This is a genomic window from Falsibacillus albus (genome assembly GCF_003668575.1).
Lineage (GTDB): Bacteria > Bacillota > Bacilli > Bacillales > DSM-25281 > Falsibacillus > Falsibacillus albus.
The window spans coordinates 1-12801 of sequence record NZ_RCVZ01000006.1; the positions used below are offsets into that span (position 1 = coordinate 1).

Consider the following 12801-nt stretch of genomic DNA (forward strand, 5'->3'; position numbering starts at 1 on the left):
TACGAGAACCGTATGTACGGTGGTGTGAGAGGTCGGGAGTTAATCACTCCCTCCTACTCAATTTTAAGGAACGAAAGCAAGCATTCCGAAGCAGGGAATCTTTCGGTTATAGCGAATGAAATAATAAGACTTTTTCATAAAATGAGGTGTGAGTTGTGAAAGAATTTCATTCATTTGCAGAATTTTGGCCATTTTATCTCTCTCAGCATAGCAAGAAAAGTACGAGGGCATGGCATTTTGTAGGAACATCATTTGTTTTTGTCTGTTTGATTTTGGCAGCGGTTTTGAAAAACCCATGGATTATATTGCTCGCTCCAGTCATAGCATATGGTTTTGCATGGTTTTCCCATTTCTTTATAGAAGGAAATAAACCTGCAACATTTGGTCATCCATTTTGGTCACTGAGAGCGGATTTCCAAATGTATTTTTTGATTTTGTTGGGCAAGATGCCAAAAGAATCGGAGCAAGCTTCAAAAAAGATACCATTATAATTCAGGCATTACGCATTCCGACTGGTAAAAAGTTCTCATTTTTTCTTTATGATTTTTTGTTTTTATCTTATTGCTAGGGGTAAAGAATAAATATATTGAAAAAATAAGAAGTTTCCGTAAAAACTTTATGGAGGAATGCTGACATGCTGCAGACGGTTTTTAATTTCCTTGTCCACCTAGGCTGGATAGGATTGCTTCTAGGGGTATCCATTGAAGCTTTATCAATTCCTTTTCCAGCTTCATTCATCATATTATTGTATGGCTATCTGCTTAAGCCAAGCTTCCTGGAAATGCTGCTTATTGCATTGGCAATCAGCATTATCTATGTCCTTTGCAGCTTTTTCCCGTATTGGTTGAGCATAAAGTTCGAAGACAAAATGACGAAGAAAATCTCCAAAAAGAAAATGAAAAAAGTAATGAAATGGATTGATAAATATGGAGATTGGACCATTACCCTAGGCAGGATATTCGGGATGGGCTACATTGCGTTTATCGGTGGTTTCTGCAAAATCAAACCATTAAAATATGCCCTTCTAACGTTTATCGGTGTATTCCCGCTTTCATTTCTATTTGTTTACTTAGGGACCCTTGGAGATGTAAAAGTCATCAACAAGATGATCCAAAATGTTTCCTGGTGGCTCCTAGGTGCAGCTGCAGCAATTGTTTTGATATATTGGTCTGTAAAATATATCCGCAAAAAATATTATGTTGAGCCTGATCAGCAGGAAGGGTAGTTTTACGTTGATAGCACTAGTAGTTCAAACTCTGCAAATTATGTTGAATTTGTTTGTTAACCATGTTATAGTAATCAAGCGATGAGCTATTTGTGTAAGTCGATAGACTAAGCTTTCGAAGCTGACGCGGGATGTGGCCTGCGGAAAACCTATCGCCTCAAAATTTTGCAATGAAGGCGTCTGTCGGATTACAGGCGTCTTTTTTATTGTCTTTAAAAGGCTGGGACAAAAGTATTTTAGTCGAATAAAAATCCGAACTGCTTCGAATCTTCATTAGATTCGAAGCAGTTCGGATTTTTTTAGTGATCATTGAATCTGGTTGTTGTTTAAGCTTGTGCTAGGTGTTGTTTGTCTTTATAGAGGAGTGACTTAGTTATTTCATAACGTCTTTTGCTGATTACACCATGATTTTACAAATGTCATTCGTAAATTCGACCGGATCTTTAATCGTCAATCCTTCGATTAAAAGGGCCTGATTATATAACAGATTCGTGTATAGGTCGAATTTGGCTTTATCTTTCTCGAATGCATCTTTCAACGATTGAAACACCTCATGGCTGCTGTTCACCTCGAGAATCTTGTCTGCCTTGACATTTTGATTATCCGGCATTGCTTTGAGGATTTTCTCCATTTCGATTGAAACTTCGCCGTCAGCAGTCAAGCAAACAGGATGAGATTTTAGGCGTTTTGAAATTCGTACATCCTTCACTTTTCCAGATAATATATCTTTCATGCTTTCAAAAAGCTCTTTGTTTTCTTTTTCTTCCATTTCCTTATCATTGTTTTCTTCTGAATCTTCAAGACCAAGGTCGCCGCTGGAAACAGACTTGAATTCTTTTTCTTTGTAGTTCATCAGCATCCGGATGGCGAATTCATCGACTTCATCTGTGAAATATAAGATTTCATAGCCTTTATCTGCAATCATTTCGGTCTGCGGCAGCTTCTCGATACGAGCATTGCTCTCACCAGCAGCATAATAGATGAATTTTTGATCTTCCGGCATCCTTGAAACATATTCATCCAAGGTGACAAGTTTTTTCTCTGAAGAAGAGTAGAACATTAATAAATCCTGCAAATCCTCTTTATGGCTCCCAAAGTCGCTGTATACGCCATATTTTAATTGTCTGCCGAAAGACTGATAGAATTTTTCGTACTTTTCACGATCCGATTTTAAAAGGGACAGCAATTCTTTTTTGATTTTATTCTTGATATTTTTTGCAATCAGCTTCAATTGCTTATCCTGCTGCAGGATTTCTCTTGAAATGTTTAGTGATAAGTCCTCTGAATCTACCATTCCCTTTACGAAGCTGAAGTAGTCTGGAAGGAGGTCTGCACATTTCTCCATGATCAATACACCATTTGAATAAAGCTCCAAACCTTTTGAAAATTCTTTTGAATAGAAATCATATGGCGTCTGCTCAGGAATGAATAATATTGAATTGTAGCGGACAGCACCATCCACACTAATATGGATATGCTTCAAGGGTTTATCAAATCCATAATGCTTTTCGGAATAGAACTTTTCGTAATCTTCTGCTGTAAGCTCGTTTTTGTTTTTCCTCCAGATTGGAACCATGCTATTGATGATTTGTTCCTTTTGAACATCCTCATACTCATCCTCACTGTCATCTTTCAGCTTTTTCTCGGTGATATCCATTTTAATCGGATAGCGGATGAAATCAGAATACTTCTTGATGATCGCTTTCAGGCGGTATTGATCCAAATACTCATCAAAGCTGTCATCCTCGGTATTATCTTTGAGTTTCAGTGTTATTTTCGTCCCGATTTCATCTTTTTCACATGCTTCGATTGTATATCCGTCGGCGCCTTTTGACTGCCATTTGTATGCTGAATCGCTGCCAAGAGACTTTGTGATGACAGTCACCTCATCAGCGACCATAAAGGACGAATAAAAGCCAACTCCGAACTGGCCGATGATGTCTTGGCCATCCTTCATTTCATTTTCTTTTTTGAATGAAAGTGAACCACTTTGAGCAATCGTGCCCAGGTTTGTCTCGAGCTCTTCCATTGTCATCCCGATTCCAGTATCTTCAATCGTCAAGGTTCTGTTATCCTTGTTCGGGATGATTTTTATGTAGTAATCATCTTTATTGAAGGAAAGTGATTCATCTGTCAAAGCTTTGTAGTAAATCTTATCGATGGCATCACTTGCATTGGATATAAGCTCCCGCAAGAAAATTTCTTTTTGAGAATAGATGGAATTAATCATCATTTCCAGCAATCTCTTTGATTCAGCTCTAAATTGCTTCTTTGTCATACAAATTCCCCTTTCGATGGTCCCTTTATTTGCAGTGGTTAGCACTCTTTCTCAAAGAGTGCTAACTACTAAATAATTATCATAATCGGGAAAATGTGTCAATATTTCAGCAGTACTCAATAAATGAAAATAGGGATGCATCACGGTACACCCCTAAAAAATGATTTTATTCTTCTTTCAAGCTATCGATGGAAACACTTTGTTTACTATTGGCATCATTCAGGGGGTGGATGGTAGCCATCCCATTATCCTGATCGACGTGTTCAATATATACTTGATTTCCATTACATATTACATTCGCAATCGTTCTGGAAGTCGATATTTCTTGTGCTCTTTTAGCGTCCAAATCAAAAACCTCCTTTTCATTGGGATATGTAAAGTATTTGCTTGAAAAAGGAGGCATATTCGATGTGAATGAAATTGATGGGGATAGAAGGGAGCGTACATTAAAAATTACCTGGACATTTTATACGTCAGCAGTTCAGTTTTTTAATGCGGTCAATGTATAAAGACAGGGCACTTTGTTTTCAATACCATCCGGAGCTCCTTCTGGCAGCGGCCAACGTATTCCTTTTTCTTCTTCCAATGTTCGGATGCTTAAGCCAACCGGAGACAAAGACGAGATGATTTCAGCCAAAGTCCATCGTCTAATCACGGTTTTAGGGATAGTTTCTCGTTGTTCTTCACGAAGCAGGATGCTATAGGCTACATCATTCTCGATAATGTTGTCATTAAAGTAATCTCCGCCTGCTACCATTTTGTCGTCTTTCAATTCTAATACTTTCGAAACGAAAGGGTGGTAATCTCTTAATATGAATTTCCCGCCTTTTTGTAGTGAATGAGAGACAAGCTCGAATACTGGGTGAAGGTCAACGAAATAATGGAGAACACCAAGCTCAAGCAGGACATAATCAAAGTTGGTCGGTGCGCCTGAGAGGGATAGCACATCGGATGCGATATAATCTATGTTAACTCCAGCAGATGCCGCAAGTTCCAAAGCATATTTTTGATTGCTTTCCGAAATATCCACCACCGTTACATCAGCTCCAAGCAATGCAAATGCCACTGCCTTGGATCCTTTGGAACCTAATAAGTTCAAAATTTTTTTCCTTTAATATCGGTCATGTATCCCAAATAATGATCTACTTGTAGTGTGGGATCATCTTTGATTTTTGAGAAAACTCAGTTGGTGATCCGTGCCGTGAGCACCAGGCTTGATATGCAGAATGATTCCATCCTCTTTTATTGAGATCGCTCATTTCTTCTTGCCTCATTTCTTCTCCTCCTTAACGTGAATATTACTTTTTCTATATAGTAGGAATAAATCCTTCTTTATGGCAATGTTTTCTTCGGGTTATTCAAAAACCATAATAAAAAAACCACCCAAATGAATGAGTGGTCAAAAGAGGAAACCTATAGTGATGGATGGACTATATGTAGATGAGATTTTCGTAATCATCACTATATGTTGTGTTGGGACCATCATAACATAAAAAAACCAATTTGGAAATATTTTTTTAGATTATCGGTTTGACGAGAAGGTTAGCCATATACTATAATGAAATTGAAAATCATTCTCACTATTATTCAATATTAATAGCTTAATCTTTACCCCTCTTATAAAGATGAGAATGATTCATCCCTTTTGTCCATCTAATAAAGGAAGTTCCTGAATGGAACTTCCTTTATTTTTTTGCTGTGTTAAACACTGATGTTGATTTTCCGTGCAAGTCTTCCAGCTTCTTATAAAGGAATCGTGAAGCTTACAGTAGTTCCTTTTTCTTTTTTACTTTTGAATTCCAGATTTCCTTGATGGTGTTCAATGATATATTGGCAAATGGAAAGCCCGAGTCCTGCCCCTGATGAACTCTCGTTGATTTTATAGAACATTTTTTTTAAATTTGGAAGTTCATTTTGGTCAATTCCAATTCCTTCATCTTCGATTTCACAGTGAAATGTATGCGCTGATTTCTTGAAGCGGATATTGATTGTACCAGGTTCATTGCTGTATTTGATGGCATTGTCCAATAAATTGATGCATACCTGCCTGATTCTATTCGGATCGGCCTTAATTTCACAGTCCTCAGAGGATTCTATTTGAATGTGAAGCTTTTTCCTCGAAGCCTGCTTTTCCAGCTGTAACACGATATTTTGAATTAGTGTACAGAAATTGAAATGCTGCTTTTGAATCTTCATCGTGTCATTCGTGAAACGTGAAAAATCGAGAAGCTCTTCAACAAGACCAATCAGTCTTTCGGCTTCACTGGAAACGATTTTGATCCCGGTCCTCGTTTCTTCTGTATCCTCTAGATTCCCGGTCAACAATGTTTCGCTCCATCCCTTTATGCTGGTGAGGGGAGTCCTCAGCTCGTGGGATACAGAGGAGATGAATTGGTTTTTCATCTTTTCATGGTTTAGAAGCTCCTGCCCCATATTGTTAAATGATTTTGCTAGTACGCCGAATTCACCAACATATTGTTCATTGATCTTTGTCTGAAAATCACCTTTGGCCATTTTTTTAGAAGCAGAAGTCAATTGCTTAAGCGGCTTAGTGATGGTGGAGGCGAGGCCGATGCTGAATAACATGACAAGCAAGATCACGCCTGCTCCTATCGAAATCGCAATCAATGTTAATTTTCTGACCTCAACGTCTATCTGATTTAATGAAGAAACAAATCTTAACACACCGAGAACACGGTTATTATCCTTTATTGGTACCGATACTGCCACAATTCTTTCATTCGTTTTGACGTTATGCCCCTTCCAGTCTCCATTTTGATCATTGATTGCTTTTTTTACATCCGGGGTCAAGATCTTTTCGTTTGTCGAAAATCCGGTAGAAGATATCAGGACATTTCCATTGGTTGAAAGCACCTGCATTTCCGCTTGCGGGATTTCAAAGTTATTCCTCATTTTTGGAATCGTCTGCCTTAGATTATAGGGGGAGATATCCATATAGCGATTGGCAAACTGGGCCGAATTTGCGGCATGATTTTTCAGCATTTCTGTCGTTCCATCATAGTAATAGCTATAGAGTCCATAGAAGAAAATACCTTCGAATAAACATACTGTCATCGAAATGATGAATAAATGCTGTAAAAACAACCTTTTTCTAATTCCCATTTGTGTCCAGTCCTTTATCGTTCCACCGATAGCCGAAGCCCCACACTGTTTCAATCATTTTCGGATTTGATGGATCGTATTCAATCTTTTGCCGGATGCGGCGAATGTTAACATCTACGACTTTTGGGTCGCCTGCAAAATTCAGCCCCCACACTTCATCCAGTAGATCATTGCGGCTGATGGCAGAACCTTGGGCAGTCACTAATAATTCCAACACGGAAAACTCAATGGGGGATAAGTCGATATGCACCCCATCCTTTTTCACGATCCGCTTTTGTAAATCAACCTTCACTCCGTGTGTCTCATTTTTTAAGGAAGAATTTGTTGCCGATCGCATCCTGCGCATCAAAGACTGTACTCGCGCAACAAGTTCATTAGGACTGAAAGGTTTAATGACATAATCGTCTGCACCATTCATCAGTCCATGAACCTTGTCCATTTCCTGGGTTTTTGCTGTCAGCATGATGATGCCGACACTTTGATCCTTCTCCCTGATCTGCTGGCATGCCTGAAATCCATCCATACCGGGAAGCATGACGTCAAGCAGGATGACGGAAATGTCCTCGTTCTGTTCATAAATTTTCAATCCATCTTCGGCAGATTCTGCTTCGAAGACTTGATAGCCAAACCTCTTTAAGTTTACTAATATAAAACCTCGGATATTTTCTTCATCTTCAATCACCAATATTTTATTCATGTTGTATCACCTCATTTCATTGATTCTTAACGAACATGGAACTGTTGAATCGTCGTTTTATTTGCTGTTTTTGAAAGATAGATATAGGGAGGCTGTTTCGCGAGAACCTTCCATTTACTTAATTGCTCCTTCCCTGATTTCGTCACATATACATCGAATAAGATTTTTCCTGTTTGAGGCTGAATGAACTTTGTATATTTCTTATCTTTTGATTGTTCGATTTTTATCTCCGGCCACTCATCAGGTAATCGAAAGTCATATAAAAAATCATTATTGATGAACCATTTGCTTTTCGTCACTAAATTATTCGTTTCATCCAGCTGAACATATTCAGTTATATAAGGAAGTTCTGAAAGACTCTTGCTTGAATCAAGGATAGGTTCCTTTAATAAGCCGATTTCAAGGATGCCATCCTTGTTTTTATCTTGGCTGTAAACAGAGAACGGTTTAAATGTTGGATTACTCGAAGTTGGAAACACATTGATCAGATGGTTTTTCTCCATGGCCACGACAAAAGTGACTGCTGAGTGAGCACCTATCGAAGCATCCAGCAAGATCCCTTTCCTATTGTCGGAAATCCGCCCGGCAACTGCATTTTCGTACCCATTTATGAATGGATCCAACGAAAGCTCATCTATTTTGACAAGTTTTCCGTTCTTATTTTCATAGAGCTGAACTTTATTCAATTCGTTCCGTCTCAGCTGGACAATCGCCAAATCCATCTGGCCATCTTCATTAAGGTCATTGACGACGAACTTATTATAGGCGCTTTCGAGCAGCTTGGCCGGTTTTGGTCCATTGAACAATTCATATACATTTAAACCGCGGTCATCGCTTTGTTCATTGTATCCGTAGCCTATAATAACTTCCTTTTTCCCGTCTCCGGTTAAATCGGCAAATTCGACTTTTCCAAGGGTAGAACCGCTGCCCACGATTTCTCCAATCTTGTTCCAGCCGTTCTGTTTTTTTAAAATCACTCCGTGTACTGGAGAATAATTGTCAATCACTTTATAAAATATGACTGCTTCATTAGTCCCATCGTTATCCAGGTCGCTTAAGAAAATATTATTTGTTTTCTTGCTGTCCACCGGGGTCAGCTGAACGGCATCACTTGGAATGAATTTAGTCAGTGATTCCTTTAATTCAGCCTTTTGAACAGGGAGAGATGGGGGAGAAAGCAGTGCAGTATTGGTTTCAAATATGCTGCAGCCGCTCAATAGGAAAGCGGTGAGGGAAATGACCCCTGCAATTATGTATTTCATCCGTAATACTCCCTTCATGAATAAACATCCTTCATTATACTACTTTTGGCCATTATGCAAGTAACAATCCGGTAACAAGAAGATTGTAACTTTCATGTAACCCTTTTCCACTCCCTTCACGATATCATTAATTTCGACAACAGAAAACGACAAAAACACATTGAGTTTACAAACGAGTTGAAAGGATTGAAAAAGGGTGAGTAAAAGAAGAAAACAGAGAAAAATGAAGAGGTTTGAAAAATTTATGATCATGGTTCCTGCGGCGTTATTGACCATCACCTGCGGATATCAAATTTTACATACAAATGAAGGAAAAGCTGACGCCATGTCAGCAAGAAATTATTATTCTCCATTAATTTTGGAAGATTGGAAGTTTGATAAAACGATAGAAATGAAACTCCCTAGTTGGTCTTACCAATATGATATTGTCCTCACCCCAGAGTTGAAAGAGTCGATGGAATTTAAAAAGAAAAAAAGTGAATCTAATAAAGGTGATAAACAGGAAACAACACAAACCAATTCCTCAAACCATACCGAAAAGGATGAGACAAATACTAATCTTCCTGAAAGCAATCCTTCATCAAGTAAAAAACAACTCGAGTCATCAGACAAAAAAGATGATTCCAATGTGGTGAATAAGCCTGTCGGTGATAAAAAAGAAAAAGATCAATCAGAAAATACTGATCGTCAGGATAATGGATCGGGGAATAAGACTGAAAATCAGGACGATCAAAAAGCGAATCATGAAAAAGTCGTTTATTTAACCTTTGATGATGGTCCAAGTGCTGAATCTGAACAGTTTATTTCTTTATTGAATAAATACCATGCAAAAGCAACATTTTTTATGCTTGAGCCAAATATGAAAAAGCATCCTGAAGCATTGCAGGATATGAAGAAGAATGGGGAAGGGATGGGGCTGCATGGTGTGACCCATCAAGCCAGTCTTATTTATCGATCACCCCAAACCGTCGTAGACGAGATGAAAGAAGATGAAAAAGCCTTGATCAACCTGACAGGCGTAGATACTCATCTTATTAGAACCCCTTATGGATCCGCGCCGTATATGAAGCCAAATTATATGAAGGCTGTAGATGAAGCCGGTTTTGTCCTCTGGGATTGGAATATTGACAGTGAAGACTGGAAATATCCAAATGGGGAATTCGTCCAAAATACTATTCATCAAGTCGAAAACTTCCCATATCATCAGCCTAAAGTTGTTCTGATGCACGAAAAGTCAACGACACTTGCCCATTTGGAATCAATCTTGAAGTATTTCCAGAAAGAGGGCTATACAATGCTGCCCTTAAATGAAGAAATTAAACCAGTACAATTTGAATCTTATTGATGCAGGAGGTAAAAGAATGAAGAAGGGATTAAAAATCGCCATTGCCATATTCACAGTTTTATCAGCAGCGGCCTGTGTGTTTTTCTATCAGGTAGTCCACCAAGTAGACGCATTCTTTGAAAACACATATAAACCATTGCCGACGGAAGTGAAGAGTGAAACTGAAGTGAAAAAGGAAATCGACCAGAATGAAAAACAACCCGGTGATCAAGAGCGGAAAATCTTGAATATCCTTTTGATGGGCGTGGATGAGCGGCCTGGTGACAAAGGAAGACCGGATGTCATGGTACTTGCCCAAATTGATCCAAAGGAGAAAAAGACCACGTTGATATCCATTCCAAGGGATACGAAAGTTCATATACCCGGCAGGGAGGGATTCACGAAATTGAATCATTCTTATACATATGGGGATGTCCCATTGACTGTTCAAACAATCCAAAATCTGTTTGGGATTACGATTGATTATTATGGGAAGGTAAATATGAACGGTTTTGAGCAAATCTTGAATGATATTGGAGAAATAGATGTGAAAAGCGATATCGATTTCACATTCAACGGCCATCATTTTGTTAAAGGGATGCAGACGTTGGAGCCAAATGAAGCGCTCGATTTTGTCAGGATGCGGAAACAAGATCCGAAAGGAGATGCAGGCAGGAATGAGCGACAAAGGGCGGTGATGGAAGGCATTGCCAAGAAAATGTTGAATCACCCGGATATAAGTACGTTGCTGCATACAGCCGGGAAGTTTTCCTCCTACCTTGAATGGAATTTGACGGAAGACGACTTGAAACGGATTTACCAAAACGATCTTGACGCTGTAAGAAATATTGAAGAAAAAGAAATCAAAGGCGAAAACAAGTACGAGGATGGGGCATGGTATTTCATCATCGATCAAATGCCATCCCTAAAAACTGAATGATATCTGGATAGAAGCTGAGGCATCTCTGCCCAGAAATAATGAAAACGGGTCCCGATCATCTTTTTTTTGATGGTTGGGACCCTTTTTTAGGCTGTTTTCTCGAAGATTGTGTTTTTTAAAGTTATTTTGATGAAAATTCATCATATGAAGCTGATTGGATCGGATATCATCTTTATCATAAACGGGCTCCTAAATGATTTTTGATTGAAAATGAATGTAATTGATTGAATATGATTGAAAAATGGAAGCGATTCCATTATAATGTTCATAAAAGCGATAGGAGGAGCCCATGCTTACCGAAGAGAGACAGACACTAATCCTTGATTTGCTGAAGCAAAAGGATGTCGTGAAAATACAGGAGATCATTGACTTGACTAACGCCTCAGAATCAACAATCCGGAGGGACTTGACACAGCTTGAGGAATTGAAATTTTTGAAAAGGGTACATGGTGGGGCATCAAGGCTGCAAGGTAAATTGAATGAATTAAGTGTTACGGAAAAAACCTTCAAAAACCATCATGAAAAACAGCTGATTGCGAAAAAAGCATGCAGTTTAATTGAAAAAGGTGATTGCATCTATTTGGATGCAGGAACCACTACATTACAAATGATCGATCATTTGCCTGATCTTGAAATCGTGGTTGTGACAAATGGGCTGCAGCATGTGGGGCAGCTTGTAAAAAAAGGCTTTAAGACCTATTTGATCGGAGGTTACGTCAAGCCCAAGACAAATGCCATGATCGGTAAGGGCGCGGTAAATTCATTGAAGGAATATCGGTTTGATAAAGCCTTCATGGGGGCAAATGGCATTCATCCTGATTCGGGATATACGACCCCTGATCCTGAGGAAGCGTTTGTGAAAAACAGTGCAATGGAATTGGCAAGAGAAGCATTTGTGCTGGCCGATCATTCTAAATTAGGGGAAATATCATTCGCCAAGATAGCAGATTTAAATAAAGCATGCCTGGTTACAGATGAGCATGATGAAGATCTCCGGTCCTATCAAAGAAAAACTATGGTAAAGGTTGTGACATCATGATTTATACAGTAACGCTGAACCCCTCTTTGGATTATTTGATGGAGCTTGATGCGTTTAAAAGCGGGCAGCTGAACCGTTCTAACAACGAAAATATTTTTCCGGGGGGAAAAGGCATTAACGTATCGCGAATTCTAAGCCAATTGGATGTGGGGACTACATCGCTCGGCTTTGTAGGTGGATTCACCGGAAAATATATTTCTGATTTTCTTGAAAAGGAACAAATCATTACAAATTTTGTTGAGGTTGATGGTACAACGAGGATTAATGTCAAGATAAAAGCTGAGGATGAAACTGAGATAAATGCGAACGGCCCATGCATAACGGATCATGACTTGCAACTATTCCTGAAACGGCTCGATTCACTCAAAGCTGGCGATGCGCTGGTGCTTGCAGGAAGCATTCCGCGGTCTGTGAGTCCAGATTTTTATCAGTCGATTGCCAACCAAATAAAAGACAAGGATGTTCGACTCATCATAGATGCAGAAAAAAAACTGCTTGAACCTGTGTTGGAAAACCGGCCATTTTTAATTAAACCAAACCACCATGAACTTGGTGAATTCTTTGGAGTAAAGATTGATTCAACAGAATCAGCCATTTATTATGGTAAAAAACTTTTGGAAAAAGGGGTTCAAAACCTTATCGTTTCAATGGCAGCCAAAGGAGCCATTTTATTTCATGAAAATCAAATCCTTCTAGCAGATGTCCCTGATGGGGAATTAATCAGCTCTGTTGGTGCAGGGGATTCCATGGTTGCCGGTTTTTTGGCGGGTATACAAAAAGGCATGCCAATCAAAGATGCTTTCAAACTTGCCGCTTCTGCTGGTTCAGCCACAGCTTTTTCTCTAGGGCTGGCAAATAAAGTGAAGATCATGGAATTATTCGAACAAGTACACATAAACGACATTGAATAGGG

Annotated in this window: 11 protein-coding genes and 1 pseudogene; 6 read left to right on the forward strand and 6 right to left on the reverse strand. The window is 39.0% G+C overall.

The window, feature by feature from the left end; all coding sequences use genetic code 11:
- Positions 1-155 precede the first annotated feature (155 nt).
- Together D9X91_RS09920 and D9X91_RS09925 are read left to right on the forward strand one after the other, a co-directional pair.
- Positions 156-491 carry a DUF962 domain-containing protein gene (locus D9X91_RS09920; RefSeq protein WP_121680465.1) on the forward strand — a complete coding sequence of 112 codons (336 nt, stop codon included), beginning with the start codon at positions 156-158 and terminating at the stop codon, positions 489-491.
- A 143-nt stretch (positions 492-634) separates the two neighbouring features.
- Positions 635-1225, forward strand: a complete 591-nt coding sequence (locus D9X91_RS09925; protein ID WP_121680466.1) for a DedA family protein — start codon at positions 635-637, stop codon at positions 1223-1225.
- A gap of 397 nt (positions 1226-1622) precedes the next feature.
- Here D9X91_RS09925 and htpG read toward each other — a convergent pair whose 3' ends face one another.
- The 6 genes and pseudogenes from htpG to D9X91_RS09955 form a co-directional block, all read right to left on the reverse strand.
- Positions 1623-3503, reverse strand: a complete 1881-nt coding sequence (gene htpG, locus D9X91_RS09930) for a molecular chaperone HtpG (protein ID WP_121680467.1) — start codon at positions 3501-3503, stop codon at positions 1623-1625.
- A gap of 166 nt (positions 3504-3669) precedes the next feature.
- Entirely contained in the window at positions 3670-3849 is a 180-nt protein-coding gene (locus D9X91_RS09935) for an H-type small acid-soluble spore protein (RefSeq protein WP_121680468.1), read from the reverse strand.
- A 135-nt stretch (positions 3850-3984) separates the two neighbouring features.
- Positions 3985-4777: pseudogene (locus tag D9X91_RS09940) on the reverse strand (class I SAM-dependent methyltransferase).
- Positions 4778-5246: 469 nt separating this feature from the next.
- The gene (locus D9X91_RS09945; RefSeq protein ID WP_121680469.1) at positions 5247-6626 is read right to left on the reverse strand and encodes a sensor histidine kinase; all 1380 of its coding nucleotides are present in this window, start codon (positions 6624-6626) and stop codon (positions 5247-5249) included.
- Positions 6616-7323, reverse strand: a complete 708-nt coding sequence (locus D9X91_RS09950; protein ID WP_121680470.1) for a response regulator transcription factor — start codon at positions 7321-7323, stop codon at positions 6616-6618. Before D9X91_RS09950 ends, D9X91_RS09945 begins: the two co-directional genes overlap by 11 nt.
- A 26-nt stretch (positions 7324-7349) precedes the next feature.
- Complete coding sequence (locus D9X91_RS09955) at positions 7350-8603, reverse strand: hypothetical protein (RefSeq protein ID WP_121680471.1); 1254 nt, start codon at positions 8601-8603, stop codon at positions 7350-7352.
- A 178-nt stretch (positions 8604-8781) separates the two neighbouring features.
- Here D9X91_RS09955 and D9X91_RS09960 point away from each other — a divergent pair, with 178 nt between their 5' ends.
- The 4 genes from D9X91_RS09960 (at position 8782) to pfkB (ending at position 12799) form a co-directional block, all read left to right on the forward strand.
- Positions 8782-9930, forward strand: coding sequence for a polysaccharide deacetylase family protein (locus D9X91_RS09960; protein WP_121680472.1), 1149 nt, complete (start codon positions 8782-8784; stop codon positions 9928-9930).
- A 16-nt stretch (positions 9931-9946) separates the two neighbouring features.
- Positions 9947-10849, forward strand: a complete 903-nt coding sequence (locus D9X91_RS09965; protein ID WP_158598275.1) for an LCP family protein — start codon at positions 9947-9949, stop codon at positions 10847-10849.
- A 289-nt stretch (positions 10850-11138) separates the two neighbouring features.
- Positions 11139-11888, forward strand: coding sequence for a DeoR/GlpR family DNA-binding transcription regulator (locus tag D9X91_RS09970; RefSeq protein ID WP_121680474.1), 750 nt, complete (start codon positions 11139-11141; stop codon positions 11886-11888).
- Positions 11885-12799: a 1-phosphofructokinase gene (pfkB, locus tag D9X91_RS09975; protein ID WP_121680475.1), complete on the forward strand. Its 915-nt coding sequence runs from the start codon at positions 11885-11887 to the stop codon at positions 12797-12799. Before D9X91_RS09970 ends, pfkB begins: the two co-directional genes overlap by 4 nt.
- Positions 12800-12801: the final 2 nt, after the last annotated feature.

Coding starts and splice junctions, on each gene's coding strand:
- D9X91_RS09925 (WP_121680466.1), top strand. CDS start 635: ATGCTGCAGACGGTTTTTAATTTCCTTGTCCACCTAGGCTGGATAGGA.
- htpG (WP_121680467.1), bottom strand. CDS start 3,503: ATGACAAAGAAGCAATTTAGAGCTGAATCAAAGAGATTGCTGGAAATG.
- D9X91_RS09945 (WP_121680469.1), bottom strand. CDS start 6,626: ATGGGAATTAGAAAAAGGTTGTTTTTACAGCATTTATTCATCATTTCG.
- D9X91_RS09950 (WP_121680470.1), bottom strand. CDS start 7,323: ATGAATAAAATATTGGTGATTGAAGATGAAGAAAATATCCGAGGTTTT.
- D9X91_RS09955 (WP_121680471.1), bottom strand. CDS start 8,603: ATGAAGGGAGTATTACGGATGAAATACATAATTGCAGGGGTCATTTCC.
- D9X91_RS09965 (WP_158598275.1), top strand. CDS start 9,947: ATGAAGAAGGGATTAAAAATCGCCATTGCCATATTCACAGTTTTATCA.
- D9X91_RS09970 (WP_121680474.1), top strand. CDS start 11,139: ATGCTTACCGAAGAGAGACAGACACTAATCCTTGATTTGCTGAAGCAA.
- pfkB (WP_121680475.1), top strand. CDS start 11,885: ATGATTTATACAGTAACGCTGAACCCCTCTTTGGATTATTTGATGGAG.